The 15,746-nt window shown below is 65.3% G+C and carries 12 protein-coding genes; 3 read left to right on the top strand and 9 right to left on the bottom strand.

What is annotated here, in order from left to right; all coding sequences use genetic code 11:
- Positions 1–21 precede the first annotated feature (21 nt).
- Both glmU and ACUZUJ_RS19185 read left to right on the top strand, forming a co-directional pair.
- Entirely contained in the window at positions 22–1,389 is a 1,368-nt protein-coding gene (glmU, locus tag ACUZUJ_RS19190) for a bifunctional UDP-N-acetylglucosamine diphosphorylase/glucosamine-1-phosphate N-acetyltransferase GlmU (protein WP_049445924.1), read from the top strand.
- Positions 1,358–1,891: a GNAT family N-acetyltransferase gene (locus ACUZUJ_RS19185; RefSeq protein ID WP_049445926.1), complete on the top strand. Its 534-nt coding sequence runs from the start codon at positions 1,358–1,360 to the stop codon at positions 1,889–1,891. The genes glmU and ACUZUJ_RS19185 overlap by 32 nt, the downstream gene beginning before the upstream one ends.
- A gap of 56 nt (positions 1,892–1,947) precedes the next feature.
- Here ACUZUJ_RS19185 and ACUZUJ_RS19180 read toward each other — a convergent pair whose 3' ends face one another.
- The 6 genes from ACUZUJ_RS19180 to ACUZUJ_RS19155 form a co-directional block, all read right to left on the bottom strand.
- Positions 1,948–3,300 (bottom strand): sensor histidine kinase, encoded by a 1,353-nt coding sequence (locus tag ACUZUJ_RS19180; protein WP_119006798.1) that lies wholly within the window; start codon positions 3,298–3,300, stop codon positions 1,948–1,950.
- Positions 3,297–4,643, bottom strand: a complete 1,347-nt coding sequence (locus tag ACUZUJ_RS19175) for a sigma-54-dependent transcriptional regulator (protein WP_101766117.1) — start codon at positions 4,641–4,643, stop codon at positions 3,297–3,299. The genes ACUZUJ_RS19180 and ACUZUJ_RS19175 overlap by 4 nt, the downstream gene beginning before the upstream one ends.
- 181 nt (positions 4,644–4,824) lie before the next feature.
- Positions 4,825–6,039 carry an ABC transporter permease gene (locus ACUZUJ_RS19170; RefSeq protein WP_101766116.1) on the bottom strand — a complete coding sequence of 405 codons (1,215 nt, stop codon included), beginning with the start codon at positions 6,037–6,039 and terminating at the stop codon, positions 4,825–4,827.
- 21 nt (positions 6,040–6,060) lie between these two features.
- A complete protein-coding gene (locus ACUZUJ_RS19165; RefSeq protein WP_049445932.1) occupies positions 6,061–7,362 on the bottom strand; it encodes an ABC transporter permease in 1,302 nt (433 codons plus the stop codon).
- A gap of 10 nt (positions 7,363–7,372) precedes the next feature.
- The gene (locus ACUZUJ_RS19160) at positions 7,373–8,095 is read right to left on the bottom strand and encodes an ABC transporter ATP-binding protein (RefSeq protein ID WP_005419487.1); all 723 of its coding nucleotides are present in this window, start codon (positions 8,093–8,095) and stop codon (positions 7,373–7,375) included.
- A gap of 28 nt (positions 8,096–8,123) precedes the next feature.
- Complete coding sequence (locus ACUZUJ_RS19155) at positions 8,124–9,401, bottom strand: efflux RND transporter periplasmic adaptor subunit (RefSeq protein WP_049445934.1); 1,278 nt, start codon at positions 9,399–9,401, stop codon at positions 8,124–8,126.
- Between the two features lie 203 nt (positions 9,402–9,604).
- Here ACUZUJ_RS19155 and glmS point away from each other — a divergent pair, with 203 nt between their 5' ends.
- On the top strand, positions 9,605–11,443 hold the full coding sequence (glmS, locus tag ACUZUJ_RS19150) for a glutamine--fructose-6-phosphate transaminase (isomerizing) (protein ID WP_049445935.1): 1,839 nt from the start codon (positions 9,605–9,607) through the stop codon (positions 11,441–11,443).
- A gap of 126 nt (positions 11,444–11,569) precedes the next feature.
- Here glmS and ACUZUJ_RS19145 read toward each other — a convergent pair whose 3' ends face one another.
- The 3 genes from ACUZUJ_RS19145 to ACUZUJ_RS19135 form a co-directional block, all read right to left on the bottom strand.
- Positions 11,570–12,793, bottom strand: coding sequence for an ABC transporter permease (locus tag ACUZUJ_RS19145; protein ID WP_049445938.1), 1,224 nt, complete (start codon positions 12,791–12,793; stop codon positions 11,570–11,572).
- 90 nt (positions 12,794–12,883) lie between these two features.
- A complete protein-coding gene (locus ACUZUJ_RS19140) occupies positions 12,884–14,194 on the bottom strand; it encodes an ABC transporter permease (protein ID WP_101766113.1) in 1,311 nt (436 codons plus the stop codon).
- A 71-nt stretch (positions 14,195–14,265) separates the two neighbouring features.
- Positions 14,266–15,696 carry an NADH-ubiquinone oxidoreductase-F iron-sulfur binding region domain-containing protein gene (locus ACUZUJ_RS19135; protein ID WP_080347529.1) on the bottom strand — a complete coding sequence of 477 codons (1,431 nt, stop codon included), beginning with the start codon at positions 15,694–15,696 and terminating at the stop codon, positions 14,266–14,268.
- Positions 15,697–15,746 lie beyond the last annotated feature (50 nt).

Genomic DNA, 15,746 nt, shown 5'->3' with positions numbered 1-15,746 from the left:
GAACCACGGACTGCCGCTCCCATGACCCAAGCCCTGCACGTCATCATCCTCGCCGCCGGCGCCGGCAAGCGCATGAAGTCGGTGCTGCCGAAGGTGCTGCAGCCGATCGCCGGCCAACCGATGCTGGCGCACGTGATCGATGCGGCCCGCGAGCTGCAGCCGGCGGCCATCCACGTGGTTTACGGCCATGGTGGCGAGGCGGTGCGTCAGTACTTCGCCGACCAGCCCGATCTGCAATGGGCCGAGCAGGCACAGCAGCTCGGTACCGGGCACGCCGTCGCACAGGCGATGCCGCAGGTTCCCGATGCTGCGCAGGTACTGGTGCTGTACGGCGATGTGCCGCTGATCCGCGCGCAGACCCTGCGCGACCTGCTGGCGCAGCCGGGGCGATTGGCGGTGCTGGTGGCCGACGTCGATGACCCGACCGGTTACGGCCGCGTGCTGCGTGATGCGGAGGGCAAGGTGGGCTCGATCGTCGAGCAGAAGGACGCCACCGATGACCAGCTGCGCGTGCGCACGATCAACACCGGCATCATCGCCGCAGAATCGACCGCGCTGCGCCGCTGGCTGTCGCAGCTCTCCAACAGCAACGCGCAGGGCGAGTACTACCTCACCGATGTGTTCGCGTTCGCCGCGCACGAGTACACCCCGGCCGAGATGGCGCTGGTGGCCGACGCGCAGGAAGCCGAGGGGGCAAACGATCCCTGGCAGCTGTCGCAGCTGGAGCGCGCCTGGCAGCGCCGTGCGGTGCGTGCGCTGTGCGCACAGGGCGCACGCGTGCGCGACCCGGCACGACTGGATATCCGTGGCACCGTTACCGTGGGCAGCGACGTGCTGATCGATGTCGATGTCGTCCTTGAAGGCAACATCGTGCTCGGTGACGGCGTCACCATTGGTCCGTTCAACCGGCTGAAGGACGTCACTCTCGGCCCGGGCACCGAAGTACGCGCGCATTGTGATCTGGAAGGCGTGGTCACCGAAGGCGCGGCACTGGTCGGTCCGTTCGCGCGCCTGCGCCCAGGTACCGTGCTGGCCGATGGCGTGCACGTCGGCAACTTCGTCGAGACCAAGAAGGTCACCCTCGGTGTCGGCAGCAAGGCCAATCACCTCACCTATCTGGGTGATGCGGTGATCGGCAGCAGGGTGAACATCGGTGCCGGCACCATCACCTGCAACTACGACGGCGTGAACAAGTCGACCACCACCATCGGCGACAACGCGTTCATCGGCTCCAACAGCTCGCTGGTGGCACCGCTGACGATCGGCGAGGGCGCGACCATCGCCGCCGGCTCGGTCATCACCCGCACCGCTCCGGACGGCAAGTTGACACTGGCACGTGCACGACAGGAAACCATCGATGGCTGGAAGCGCCCGGTCAAGAAGCCCTGAACCACGCCTTCCGCACGCCGACGAGCTTGGCGTGCTGCCGGCGATCGAACAGCGTGCCGGTGAGCTGCTGAAGGGCCACGAAGCCTATCCGGTGTTCGCCGGCCACGGCCTGGACCTGCTGACCCTGCAGGACGGCCTTCAGCGTGGCCAGCTGTGGGTAGTCGATGCCGCTGATGGTGGCGTTGCGGGTTACCTGCTGGCTGGCGAACTGTGCGGTGAGTTCCATGTGCTGCAGATGGACGTGGACCCGGCGCATGCGCGTCGTGGCCACGGCCGTGCATTGCTGCGCCATGCCTTGGCGCAGGCCAGGGCTGCCGGCTTTGCTGCAGCGGTGCTGACCACCTTGAGCGATGTGCCGTGGAATGCAGCCTTCTATGCCAGCGAAGGGTTCGACGTAGTGCCTGAGGCGGAGTGGAACGACGGTCTGCGCGCAGTCATGGCCGAAGAGGCCGCGCTCGGCTTTCCGATGCACCTGCGGGTAGTGATGCGGCGCGTCTGGTAGGTGCCGACCTTGGTCGGCACAGCCACGCATGGCGTGGCTCTACCCGATCGGCCCGCTCAGCCCACCGGCAACAGGATCGACACGCACAACCCGCCATCACCGCGGTTCTGCAGCGACACGCGGCCACCGTGCGCTTCCACGATCTCGCGGGTCAGTGCCAGTCCCAGGCCGGTGCCATTGCGCTTGGTCGAATAGAACGGCATCAGTGCGTTCTGCAGCACCTGCTCGTTCATGCCCTTGCCGCGGTCCAGTACATCCAGGCGCAGCCACTGCGGCAGCCGCGTCAGTTGCACCTGCACGTCATCGTTGGGCGGATCGGCCTCGGCGCAGGCTTCATGCGCGTTCTTCAGAAGATTCAGCAGTGCCTGCCCGAACTGCGCGATGTCGATGCGGCTGCTCAGTTCCTCGTCCGGTTCGCGATCCATGGTGAACGGGATCTGCTGGCGCAGGCTGGACAGGAAGGGTGCCCAGTGCACGGTCTGCAGTTGCGGCTGCGGCAGCTTGGCAAAGCGCGCATAGCCACGGATGAAGCCTTCCAGGTGGCGTGCGCGGTCTTCGATGGTGGTGAAGATCTCGGGCAGCCGATCGAAGCGCTCGCGCTGCACCAGCACGCCACCGGAGTGGGCCAGCGAGGCGATCGGCGCCAGTGAGTTGTTGAGCTCGTGGCTGATCACCCGGATCACCTTCTTCCACGTCTGCACTTCCTGGCGGCGCAGTTCGGCGGTGAGCAGGCGTACCAGCAGCAGGTCGTGCGGACGGCCGTTGAGCTGGAAGGCGCGGCGCGACAGGTGATAGACCTGCTCGTCATCCTCGTCGCCGTCCTCGCCCTCGGCATGCACCGCGAACAGGCTGTCGCCGCCACGGGCGATGGCATCGCGCAGCTCCACCGGCACCTGTTCCAGCACCTCTTCCAGGCGCTGGCCCTCCAGCTTCCAGCCACCATGCAGCAGCTTGCGTGCGGCCAGGTTGGAGAACACCACGCGGGCGATGCCATCGCCGCCGGAAGCAATCAGCAGCATCGCCACCGGTGTGTTCTGCACCATGGTGTCCAGCAGCAGTTCGCGCTGCACCAGGCCCTGCCGCTGCTCGCGCAGTACATCGCCCAGTTCGCGGTGCGCCTGCACCAGGTCGCCCAGTTCGTCGTTGCCCGGCCAGTACACGCCGAAGTTGTACTCGCCGTCGCGGTAGCTGCTGGTGGTGCCGGACAGTGCACGCATCAGCGAGCGCACCGGTGCGGTGGCGCGGAGCAGGGTCCACCACATCAGTGCCAGCAGGATCACCGCCGACACCGTGGTCACCACCCAGCCATGGTCCATCCAGTACGCCAGCAGCCACGGCAAGGCGGCGGCCAGCGCCAGCACCGGCAGCAGGCGCAGGAACAGGCGGAAGGTGAACGAGCGCCGCTTCATTCGCGTGGGATGCCGTGCCGGTCCATGCGCCGGTACAGCGCCTGGCGGCTCAGGCCGAGTTCGGCGGCGGCCTGGGCGATGACGCCGTGGTTGCGCGCCAGCACATCCTCGATGCGCGCACGGTCTGGATCATTGCCGGCGCTCGGTGCCGGGCGCGGTGCAGGTGAAGCACGCGGCAGGTTCAGATCGGCCACTTCGATGTGGTTGCCGGTCGCCAGCAGCTCGGCACGCTGGATCACGTTGCGCAGTTCGCGCACGTTGCCCGGCCACGGGTGCCGTTGCAGGGCCGCGGTTGCAGCATTGGAAAGTGGCTTGCCGGCCGTCAGGAAGCGCTCGGCCAGCGGCACGATGTCGCCCGGGCGCTCGGCCAACGGTGGCAGTACCAGTTCCACCGTATTGAGGCGGTAATACAGGTCTTCGCGGAAGGTGCCGTCGCGGATCATCGCCGGCAGGTCGGCATTGGTCGCGCTGACCACGCGGACTTTGACCTGGCGTTCGCGATTGGAGCCCAGGCGCTCGAAACGACCGGTTTCCAGCACGCGCAACAGCTTCATCTGACCGCCCAGCGACAGGTTGCCGATCTCATCCAGGAACAGCGTGCCTCCGTCGGCAGCTTCGAATTTGCCCTCGCGCGCCTTGCTGGCGCCGGTATACGCGCCTGCTTCGGCACCGAACAGTTCGGCCTCGATCAGTTCCGAGGGCAGGGCGCCACAATTGACTGTGATGAACGAACCCTTGGCCACCAGCGAGTTGGCCTGGATGATCTGCGCGATCTTCTCCTTGCCAGCACCGTTGGGGCCGGTGATCAGCACCGGCAGTTCGGAGCGCGCGACCTGGCAGGCGAGTGCGATGACGCGCTCGCTGGCCGGATCGGCGAACACCGCACCGCACAGCTCGTACTTCTCTTCCAGCGCATTGCGCTGGCGCAGCTCGCGGCTGCGTCGGCGGTCCAGTTCGCGCCGTGCCTCGGACAACTCCAGCAGGTTGTTGACCGTGGTCAGCAGCTTGCGGTCGTCCCAGGGCTTGGCCAGGTAGTCGGCGGCACCGGCCTTGACCAGGTCCACCGCGCTACTCAGGTGCGTCCAGGCGGTCAGCAGGATCACCGGCAGGTCCGGGTGGCGCGCACGGATCTGTGCGAAGAGGACTTCGCCTTCCTCGCCGGAGGTGGTGTCCTCGCTGAAGTTCATGTCCTGGATCACCAGGTCGACCGGCTGCGACTCGAGCAGGGCCAGCCCCTCGGCCGGGCTCTGCGCCTGCAGGGTGTCGATATCGTGCAGGGAGAACAGCACGTCCAGCGCGGTACCCACACTGGCGTTGTCGTCGATGATCAGGATCGAAGGCATCAAGCGGTTCTGCAGAAAGGGATGGGCGGCGCCGATGGAGCCGTGTTCGTGTCCATACGCCGGGAGAGCCCGGCGCCACCCACCAAGCATAGCCAAACCCGTGGCGGCGCAGGGGCCGCCCTCGGGGGGGGAGTCTTGTAAGCCGGGCCGGCAGCGCGGCCCGGCCGGGACGGGCGTGGCCTCAGCTGCCCCGCGTGGCGACAGCTGGCGGCACCGCGGCGGCGCGGCGGGCTGGGCCGAACACCGCAATCTGGCCCAGTGCCCACAGCAGCAGCGCGCCCAGCGGCAGGTACAGCAGCGGCATGCGCGGTAGCTCGTACATGTTCATCAACGCCAGGTTGATCGCATAGGCGGCGAGCATGCCCAGCACGATACCCAGCGTGGCCAGCAGGAAGTTCTCGGTCTGGAAGTAGCGCAGGATCTGCCCGCGGGTGGCACCGAGTGCGCGGCGGATGCCGATCTGCTTGCTGCGCTGCTGTACCCAGAAGCTGGCCAGGCCGATGATGCCCAGTGCCGTGACCACCAGCAGCGAGATGCACACGGTGATCAGCAGCCCGACCATGGCCCTGTCGTTCTTGAAGTAGTCATTGCGCTGCGCCTCATAGGTCAGCTTTTCACGCACCAGCCGGTTGGGGTCGTTGCGTTCAAGCGCGGCGATCGCACCCTTGAGCACTTCCTCGCGCCGTTCCGGAGCGGTGCGCAGGACGTACGGACCCTGGGTGAAGTCAGTCCGCACAGGCAGCACGATCGACAGCGTGGTGTTGTTGTTGTAATCGGTGGGGGTGGCCAATGAAGCGACGATGCCCACCACGTGCAGTGGCTGCTTGCCCATGTAGAACGTTTTCCCCAGCGCATTCTCACCGGGGTACAGCTTGTCGGCGAGCGTGCGACTGATGATCACCGAGGAGGCGGTGTTGGTTGAAGCGTTTTTCTGTGCGTCCTCGAAGTTGCTGTATTCACTGGACTGGAAGTCACGGCCGGCGGTCAGCTGCAGCCCGAGCGTGGGCAGTCCGCCTTCGCCAAACATGTACATGGTGACGAAGGCGGTCGGGCGTTCCTGCTCCTGCTTCAGCGAAACACTGGTATTGGAGGAGTTTGGGCGGAACGGAAGCTGGTTGACCTTGGCCGCAGCGGTCACCCCGGAAACTGCGCGCAGGGCGGACAGGTCTTCCTGGGTGCGGGCCTGGCCATTGGTCTGCTTGCCGATGCCGCTGACGCGGACGAACACCAGCTCGCTTTCGGCCAGGCCGCTGGTCTGGCTGATCCGTTCAACGCGCTGGGTGACCAGGAACAGGGCATTGCAGACGATGGCGCAGGTCAGGGCGACTTCCAGCACGATCAGGGCGGCGGCCGTCTTGTGACGGCGCAGGGTGCTGAGGATGGGGCGGATATCCATGGGAGGTCCTCGTACTCGTGCTTACTGCGACTTGAGCTGGATGGCCGGGGTAACCTGCATCGCGCGCCAGGCGGGCAGGAAACCGGCGGCGAGGCTGGCGCACAGGGTCAGGCCGATGGCCAGCAGAAGCATGCTGCCGTCCAGGTGGGCCAGGTTCGCGTAGTCCACGGGTTGCTGGCGTACCGCATACAGGCCGAGCAGGGCCAGGCCGATGCCGAGCACGCCGCCGGCAGCGCCGACCGCACCGGCTTCAACCAGGCATTGCAGGAAGATCTGCCCACGGCTGGCACCGAGGGCACGGCGCACGCCGATCTCGCCACTGCGACGCAGGAACTTCGCCAGCAGCAGGCCCACCGTGTTGACCAGGCAGACGCCGAGGAAGCCCAATGCCAGCCACATCTGCAGGCGCACGTCGCTGGGCACGGCGTTCTTGAACGTCAACCACTCCATCACCGGGCGCAGCCGCACGTTGGTGGGACGCTCGAAACGGCCCGCCGCGCGCTGCTGGTCCGAGTAGTTGACCAGGTAGCTGCGATAGTCCTCGACCTTGGCCGGGTCAAGTTCCACCCAATACTGGATCCAGCTGCAGGGTGCGCTGATCGAGTTGCTGCTGCCATCCGGATTCTCGCCGAAGCAGTTCATGTTGCCGTTGCTGCCGAACTCCAGGTCCATCGCAGTGGAGAACGGCACCAGCAGGTCTTCATCCTTGCCGTAGTTGCCGGTGGTCAGATCGAAGAAGTGGGGTTCGGGGTTCCACTTCTTCATCACGCCGATCACCCGGAGTGAGTGGCCACTCAGGCGGATCTCGCGACCCGTGCTGTCCGCACCCTGGAACAGCTTGTCGTTGATCGCTTTCGACAGCACCACCACGCGGCTGCGGCTGTCATCGTCGCTGCTGCTCCAGGCGCGCCCGTACTGCATCGGCACGTCGAACATCGGGAAGAAATCAGCCGACGTCCAGCGCGTATCCACCGAGAACGGCTTGAGCGTGCTGAGCTCCGGTTCCACCGTGCCGCCGCCCGCACTCATCATCGCCTGGCGGACGCCGCGCTTCTCGCGCAGCAGGGTCTCGGCATCGCGCCGGGTCATCTGTTCCTCAGGCTCCTCACCCGGGGTGTAGCCGCCACGCGGGCGCGGCTCGACCTGCACATAGAACAGCTGGTCGCTCTTGCCGGGAATCGGGTCGCCGGACAGGACGTGGAACACCGTCAGCGTGGTCATCGAGGCGCCGATGCCCAGCGCGATGGCGACCACCATCAGCGCGGTCAGGATCTTGTTGCGGCGGAAGCTGCGTACCGCCAATCGGGCGTAGTAGGCGAACATGGGAGTGACCTCACTCGTTGACGGCGACGATGTGGCGCGGCGTGGCCAGCACCGGCTCGCGCACCAGGTCGGTAACCTGGCCGTCGACGATGTGTACGTTGCGCTGCGCGCGCGCGGCCAGTTCCGGGTCGTGGGTGACCATCACGATGGTGGTGCCAGCGGCATTGATCTCCTCCAGCAGTTCCATCACGCCGCGCGCCATCTGCGTATCCAGGTTGCCGGTCGGTTCGTCGGCCAGCAGCAGGCGCGGGCTGCCGGCCAGCGCACGCGCGATCGCCGCACGCTGCTGCTGGCCGCCCGACAGTTCATTCGGATAGTGCTTCATGCGCGAGCCCAGGCCGACCTGGGTCAGCGCCTTCTCGATGCGTTCGCGGCGCTCGTTGGCGCTCATCTTCCGATAGCGCAGCGGCACGTCGACGTTGTCGAACAGGTTCAGGTCGGGGATCAGGTTGAAGCCCTGGAAGATGAAGCCGATCTTCTGGTTGCGCAGGCGGCTGCGGGCGTCATCGCCCAGCGTGCTCACGTCCTGGCCGTCAAGCATGTAGGTGCCGCTGGTGAAGGTTTCCAGCAGGCCGGCGATGTTGAGGAAGGTGGTCTTGCCGGAGCCGGACGGACCGGTGACGGCGACGAACTCGCCTTCCTTGACCTGCAGTTCCAGTGAGCGCAACGCGTGGGTTTCCACCTGTTCGGTGCGGAAGACCTTGGCGACCGAACGCATTTCGAGCATGTACATGGGGTGTCCTCTCTCCAGGATTCAGGTATCAGTTGACGGAGACGCGTTCGGCGTCCTTGAACAGGTCGCTGCCGGAGACCACGATGCGGTCGCCCGGCTGCACACCTGACTTGATTTCCACTTCGCCCAGGCTGCTGACGCCCAGTTCCACCGGACGCCGCACTGCGGTGCGGCCATCCATCACGTAGGCCACGCCATTGCCCTGTTCGACGAACGGGCCGCGCTCGACCTTCAGCACGTCCTTGCGGGTATCGAGCAGCACGCGCACCGACATCCGCTGGCTCTGGCGCAGGCCCTCCGGCTGCTCACTGGCGAAGCGCACGCGGGCATTGACCTCGCCGTTGACCACTTCCGGCGACACCGCGCTGATCTCGCCCGGGAACGGCTTGCCGTTGCCGCCGGTCAGCTGCGCCGGCATGCCGATCGCCAGGTCACGGGCGAAGCTTTCCGGCACCTTGATCTCGACCTCGAACTTGGACAGGTCGACCACGCCCAGCACCGGCGCATTGGCGGCCAGGTTGGTGGACTGGATGGCCTGCACCTGGCCGACCTGGCCGTCGAAGGGTGCGCGCAGGGTCAGTGCATCGACCTGGCGCTGTACTTCAGCCACCACGGCCTTCTGGCGGTCGGCCAGCAGGCGCTTGTTGCGGGCATCCAGGTCCGCGCCCTGGCTCTGCAGTCGCGCATCGGTGGTGGCGTTGACCAGAGTGATGTCGGCCTTCTTCAGGGAGTCCTTGGCCTTGGCCAGGTCGATCTGCGGCACCGCACCGCCGTCGTAGCCGCGCTGGTAGCGCTGCAGGTCGCGGTCGGCGGCCTGCCGTTCGATCGTGGCCTGGTCGGTTTCCTTGCGCGACTTGGCCCGGGCCAGGGTGGCATCCAGCGCGGCACGGCTGGCCTCGGCTTCCAGGCCGGCCAGGGTGGCCTGTTCCTGGGCCAGCTTGCTGCGCAGTTCCGGGCTGTCGATGATCGCCAGTTCCTGGCCCTTCTTGACCACGTCACCGGCGACCACCTTCAGGTCCACGGTACCGGCCGAGATGGCGTACAGGATCGGGCTGTTGGCGGCGATCACCCGGCCGTCGGCGGCGATGTCACGGACCAGGTCGCCACGCTTCACTTCGGCGATGCGCACGCGGCTGCTGTCGAAGGAGCGGCTGGCGTTGGACCACGCGTGCACGGCCCAGCCGATGCCGGCCAGCAGCACGATGGCGCCCACTGCCGGCCAGCGGTAACGCTGCCAGTTGGCGCGGGTGGCGCCGGCCGGGGCGGAGGAAACGATCTGGTCCTGTGCGGAAGTGTCGCGGATCATCGGGTGCGTGCCTGACGGTGGTAGTTATTACCAAGCATGTAGCGTGCCAACTTTATTTCCTTTCAGGTCAATGGGTTGGGTGGGGCGCTCAAGTGTCCGGGTGTCCGCGGACACCTTTCCGGACACTTTCATTAAGCGGACAGGAGGGGGAAGCCGGACACGCGGGCTAGAATGCGCCGATCGTCTTCAAGGAAACGCGTGACATGTGTGGAATCGTGGGTGCAATCGCCGATCGCGACGTAGTGCCGGTGCTGATCGAGGGCCTGAAGCGGCTTGAGTACCGTGGTTACGACTCCTCGGGCATCGCGGTGATCGACCATGCCGAGCGCCCCGAAGTACGTCGCGTCCGTCGTACCGGCCGCGTATCGGAAATGGCGATGGCAGCCGAAGCCGAAGGCTTCAATGCGGTGCTGGGCATTGGCCATACCCGCTGGGCCACCCATGGGGGCGTCACCGAGGCCAACGCGCATCCGCACATCAGCCAGGGCGTTGCGCTGGTGCACAACGGCATCATCGAGAACCACGAAGAGCAGCGCGAGAAGCTGCGTGCGATGGGCTACACCTTCGAGTCGCAGACCGATACCGAAGTCATCGCGCACCTGATCCACCATCACCTGAAGGGCGGCGACGACCTGCTGGTGGCGCTGCAGCACACGGTGAAGGAGCTGACCGGCGCCTACGCGCTGGCCGTGGTCAGCCGCGCCGAGCCGGAGCGCTTCGTCTGCGCGCGCATGGGCTGCCCGCTGCTGATCGGCCTGGGCGAGGGCGAGAACTTCGTCGCTTCCGACGTCTCGGCGGTGATCTCGGCCACCCGCAAGGTGATCTTCCTGGAAGAGGGCGACACCGCCGAGATCCGTCGCGATGGCGTGCGCATCTTCGACGAGCATGACCAGCCGATCGAGCGCGACGTGCATCTGTCCGATGTGTCGCTGGCTTCGCTGGAGCTGGGTCCGTACCGCCACTTCATGCAGAAGGAAATCCACGAGCAGCCGCGCGCGCTGGGCGATACCATCGAGGCGGCGATCGACGCCGGTGGCTTCCCGGCCGAACTGTTCGGCAAGAACGCCGAAGCGGTGCTGTCGGGCATCGAGGGCGTGCAGATCATTGCCTGTGGTACCAGCTATTACTCCGGTCTGACCGCGCGCTACTGGATCGAAGCCATCGCCGGCCTGCCGTGCAGTGTGGAAATCGCCAGTGAGTACCGCTACCGCGCCGCGTATGCCAACCCGAAGCACCTGATCGTCACCATTTCCCAGTCCGGCGAAACGCTGGATACGATGGAAGCGTTGAAGTACGCCAAGTCGCTTGGCCACAAGCACACGCTGTCGATCTGCAACGTGCCGGAAAGCGCGATTCCGCGCGCCAGCGAGCTGGTCTGCTACACCCGTGCCGGCGCCGAGATCGGCGTGGCGTCGACCAAGGCCTTCACCACCCAGCTGGCCGCACTGTTCCAGCTGACCGTGGTGCTGGGCAAGCTGCATGGCCGCATCGACGCGGCGCAGGAAGCGGACTACCTGGAGCAGCTGCGCTTCCTGCCGGGCAGCGTGCAGCACGCACTGAACATGGAACCGCAGATCGCCGCCTGGGCCGAGCGTTTCGCGCGCAAGAGCAGCGCGCTGTTCCTCGGTCGTGGCCTGCATTACCCGATCGCGCTGGAAGGCTCGCTCAAGCTCAAGGAGATCTCCTACATCCACGCCGAGGCCTACCCGGCGGGTGAGCTGAAGCACGGCCCGCTGGCGCTGGTGGACGAGGACATGCCGGTGGTGGTGATCGCCCCCAACGACAGCCTGCTGGAGAAGGTGAAGTCGAACATGCAGGAAGTGCGCGCCCGTGGTGGCGAGCTGTTCGTGTTTGCCGACCAGGACAGCAACTTCAACGAGTCCGAAGGCGTGCACGTGATCCGCACGCCGCGCCATGCCGGCGTGCTCAGCCCGATCGTGCACACCATTCCGGTGCAGCTGCTGGCCTACCACACCGCGCTGGCGCGCGGCACCGACGTGGACAAGCCGCGTAACCTGGCCAAGAGCGTGACGGTGGAGTAAGACGCCACGCGGGCATCGGCAACTGCGCAGGCTTCCAGGAGCCTGCGCAGGTACAGGGTGGAAGCCGGCTACGGTGATCAATGAAGGCACGGTGCGGGCGACAGCGTCTTCACTGCTTGTTGCGCCTCAGAAGCCGCCAGTGGCAACGGCGGGTGCTACCGAGGATGCGCGTCGCGCGGGCGACCATACCGCCAGCTGGCCGATAAGCAGCAGCAGCGCCGCGCCGACGGGAAGATAGAGCGCGGGCAGGCGATCCAGCTCGTAGTGGCTCATCAGCACCTGGTTGATTCCGTAGGCGCCAATCATGCCCAGCGCGATGCCGATGCTCACCAACAGGAAATTTTCCAGCTGGAAGTAGCGCAGGATCTGTCTGCGGGTTGCACCGAGCGCGCGCCGGATGCCGATGCTGCGGGTCCGTTGCGAGACCCAGAAACTGGCGATTCCAAACAGCCCCAGCGCGGTGATCGCCAACAGCCCCATCATGAGTATGGCCAGCAGCCACGCCATGTCACGATCCTTCTGGTAGTACTGCCGCATCACGTCGGTGAAGGCGGCGTGCTCCATGATGACGCGACGGTTGCTGCTGCGTTCGAGCGCTGCGATCGCGGCCTTCTCGACCGCCTCACGCTGTGACGGATCGGTCCGGAGCGCGAACCGGCCCATCGTCAGATCCTTCATCGGTAGCAACAGCGAGAAGCCGGCGTTCTCGATGCCGCCATTGTCGTTTGGCCGGATCAGGCGTTCGACCACGCCGACAATGCGGTGTGGAGAATTGTCAGGGTTCCACGCGTAGATTTCCTTGCCAATGGCACTCTGCCCCGGAAACAGCCTCTCCGCCACGTCCCGGGTGATGATGGCCGATGGCACCCGCAGCGCCGGGCCACCGCTATTGAACTGTTCCCAGTCGACGTATTCGGAGGGAGAGAAATCCCGTCCTTCCACCAGCGTGAGTCCAAGGGTATCGAGCAGATCCTTGCCCAGGTACATGGCGACGTTGAGGCTGGGGCCGCGCTGGTTTCGATCCAGCCGAACCGATCCATTCCAGGCGGAATTGTCGAACGGAACATGATTCAGGCTGGTGGCGGCCTTGACGCCGGCGATCGAGCGCAACTCCGCCAGATCCTGCCGCACCTGCGCTCCGGGGTTCTCACTCTCGCCAATACCCGCGACGTTGATCCTCACGACCTGGTCGTCGGCCAAGCCGGTCGCCCGCTCCATGCGCTCCAACCGCTGGCTGATCATGAAGGTCGCATTGGAGACGATCGCACAGCTGAGCGCGATCTCGAGAATGATCAGAACCGCTTGGATCTTGTTGCGTTTGAGACTGGAGAGGATGGGGCCGATACTCATGGAATCTCCGGAACAGAAGGGTGCGACGTTACGGCTGGATGCAGCAGGCGGTTCATGGTGCAGGCGCGGGCACGCACCGCCGCGGTTCTCCTATTGCAGCTTTGCCTGCACCGAAGGACTTACCTGCATTGCTCGCCATGCGGGAAAAATGCCTGCGGCCAGACTGGCAGAAACCGAAAGTACGAACGTTGCAAGCAGCATCGACATGCCCATGTGCACTTCCGATGCATAGCTGTGGGACTGATGGCGAACCGCCCACAGGCCGATGTTGGCGAGCAGCAGCCCGACGCCACCGCCAACCAGACCGATGGTCCCGGCCTCGACCAGGAATTGCCGGAATATGTCCCGACGAGAAGCGCCCAGTGCACGGCGGACGCCGATTTCAGGCGCGCGTCGCATGAACATCGCCATCAGCAGGCCCACCGTGTTGAGCAGGCATACGAGCAGGAAGCCCAGGGCCACCCAGAGCTGCAGCCGCACATCGGCAGGCACCGCACCGCGCTGGTCCAGCCAGTCCATGACGTTGTGCAACCTGACGTTGCTGGGGCGCTGGAATCGCCCGGCCGCCCGTTGTTGCTCGGAGTAGCTCTGCAGGTACCTTTGATAGGCCTGTGCGCGCTCAACGGTCGGAAGCTCGACCCAGTACTGGAGCCAGGAACATGGCGCATTGAGGGCCTGCGCGCCTTCTGGATCCGCGCTGACGTCGCCCCAGCAGTTCATGCTGCCCTGGATGCCCAGTTTCAGCGAAAGCGCGGTCCAGAACGGCACGAAGACCTGTTCCACGTCGCTGAAGCGATCGTTGGTCATGTCGTAGAACTTCGGCATCGGCCGCCATTGGTCAAGAACGCCGATGATCTGGAACCGGCGACCGGCAACCAGAAGGCTCTTGCCGGTGCTGTCGGAACCGCTGAACAGTTTTTCGTTCAGCGCCTTCGAGATGACCGCAACCTGCGCCCGGCCCTGGTCTTCGGTGGCGCTCCAGCCCCCGCCATATCGGAAGGGTGCCTCGAACATGGGGAAGAAGTCTGCCGAGGTGTACCGTGCGTCGACAATGAATGGCCGGATATGGGATGCCTCCGGTTCAACGGCCACACTGCCGCCAACCATCACCGCCTGGCGGTCAGCCTTGCGATCGCGGAGCAGGGCTTCTGCATCGAACCGGGTCAATTGTTCGGCCGGCTCCCCATCAGCGGCCTGATCGCTCTTTGGGCGAGGATCGAGCTGTGGATAGAACAGGCGCTCGCTTTTGGCGGGAATGGGGTTTCCCGACAGGGCGGAGAAGACCGTCAGCGCCGTCATCGAGCCGCCGATACCCACTCCGATGGCCGCAATCATCAACATCGTCAGGCCCTTGTTACGCTTGAAGCTGCGTAGGGCCAGATTCACATAGTAGGCAAGCACACATCGTCTCCAAGTGTCGCACCTGGGCCTGACCATGCAGCCAGGCCCGTCCGTTGGGTCGCTTCCAAGAGTCAGCTTGCCGGCATCGTCGAGAGCATCGCATCCTGGTCCATTGCCGGTGCTGCGCGTTCCCTTTCAAACTCGTCGGTGAATCCATCCAGCAGGCTCTGCAGCATGCGCGAGGACTCCGTTGGGTGATGGCAATCACCCCGGGTGGAGTACCAGGTGCAGATCAGTCGGATCTTCTCCAGCCCGATCCCTGAATCGGTATAGCTGATGCTTGCACGTTTGGGCGGTGCGGCGTTGACCAGCAGCATCGGGATCTTCCGGGAGCTGGTGGGTTCCACCGAAAGTTGCCAGTCGGTCGCGCTCTCATCAACCCGATCAAGGTTGTCCAGCATGTGATAGGCGCGCCGCGTTCCATCCTTGCAGGGAGCACACTTGCCGCAGGAGTTCTGGTGATAGAACCTGGCGAGGTCGCGTGCGACACCCACCATCGAGGTTCTATCGGACAGTACGATGATGACCCCGCTGCCCAGGCTGCCGCCGATGCCGGCCAGGCTGTCATAGTCCAGTTGCAGGTCCGCGTGTTCCGCTCCGACCGCGGTTCCACTCGTGCCGCCAACAAGTGCTGCCTTCAGGGACCCGTTCCCGGAGATGCCACCGGCGTGTTCATGGATGAGGGAGCCGAGCGCAGTGCCCAGCGGAAGCTCATATAGTCCCGGGCGGGCCACATCCCCGACAACACTGAAGATGGTGGTTCCACTGGCGTACCGGCTGCCGACTGCACGGAACTGCTCGGGACCGAGCCGGATGGCCAGCAGGGCCTGCAGAACGGTCTCGAGATTGTTCACTACCGTGGGTTGCTTCTGGAAACCGCTGCGGGTCGGCATCGCTGGCTTGCCACGTGGACGGCCTGGTCGGCCCTCAAGCAGTTCCAGCAGTGCGGTTTCTTCCCCCGCCAGATAGCCACTTTCAGACCGCTCGATTCGGATGTCACAGGCTGCAGGGTCCAGGAGCTTCTGCATGCGCGCCTCCTGCACAGCAGCCTCCAGTAGTTGCTGCTCATGCTCAAGCGACTGCCCGAGGTGGATGAAGGCGACCTGCGCGCCCACGATACTTGCTGCAAGTGCAACAGCCTCGATGACGGCGTGCGGATTCAGCCTGATCAGTGCGGATTCCTTGCCGCCGCCCAGTTGGCCGGTATTGGCATTGCAGACGAAGAAGCGCGCTGCTGCGCTGTTGTCACGGACCTGCTTCCACTTCACTGCGGTGGGAAAGCCACCGCCCGCCCGTCCGCGCAGGCCGGACGCAGCCAGGCGTGCCAATGCATCTGCAGCGCCCCCTCGCATTGCCTGGGCCAGGGTATCGTAGCCGCCGACGCTGAGGTAGCCGGCGAGGCCCCCGCGGCCGCTTCCACGCAGTTCGCCCAGCAGCGGTCCTTCGACGATGATGTCCTGCGTCGAGTGACTGCTCATGCTTTCAAGTGCATTCGATCCCATGGAATCCGTCCTGTCTGATGATGATCTTCTCTGATGCAGGCATGAGCAGA

This window comes from Stenotrophomonas sp. S4, assembly GCF_054187805.2.
The sequence above is the reverse complement of the archived record's forward strand: the minus strand, read 5'-3'. Positions and strand labels throughout refer to the sequence as shown.

Coding starts and splice junctions, on each gene's coding strand:
- glmU (WP_049445924.1), top strand. CDS start 22: ATGACCCAAGCCCTGCACGTCATCATCCTCGCCGCCGGCGCCGGCAAG.
- ACUZUJ_RS19185 (WP_049445926.1), top strand. CDS start 1,358: ATGGCTGGAAGCGCCCGGTCAAGAAGCCCTGAACCACGCCTTCCGCAC.
- ACUZUJ_RS19180 (WP_119006798.1), bottom strand. CDS start 3,300: ATGAAGCGGCGCTCGTTCACCTTCCGCCTGTTCCTGCGCCTGCTGCCG.
- ACUZUJ_RS19175 (WP_101766117.1), bottom strand. CDS start 4,643: ATGCCTTCGATCCTGATCATCGACGACAACGCCAGTGTGGGTACCGCG.
- ACUZUJ_RS19170 (WP_101766116.1), bottom strand. CDS start 6,039: ATGGATATCCGCCCCATCCTCAGCACCCTGCGCCGTCACAAGACGGCC.
- ACUZUJ_RS19165 (WP_049445932.1), bottom strand. CDS start 7,362: ATGTTCGCCTACTACGCCCGATTGGCGGTACGCAGCTTCCGCCGCAAC.
- ACUZUJ_RS19160 (WP_005419487.1), bottom strand. CDS start 8,095: ATGTACATGCTCGAAATGCGTTCGGTCGCCAAGGTCTTCCGCACCGAA.
- ACUZUJ_RS19155 (WP_049445934.1), bottom strand. CDS start 9,401: ATGATCCGCGACACTTCCGCACAGGACCAGATCGTTTCCTCCGCCCCG.
- glmS (WP_049445935.1), top strand. CDS start 9,605: ATGTGTGGAATCGTGGGTGCAATCGCCGATCGCGACGTAGTGCCGGTG.
- ACUZUJ_RS19145 (WP_049445938.1), bottom strand. CDS start 12,793: ATGAGTATCGGCCCCATCCTCTCCAGTCTCAAACGCAACAAGATCCAA.
- ACUZUJ_RS19135 (WP_080347529.1), bottom strand. CDS start 15,696: ATGGGATCGAATGCACTTGAAAGCATGAGCAGTCACTCGACGCAGGAC.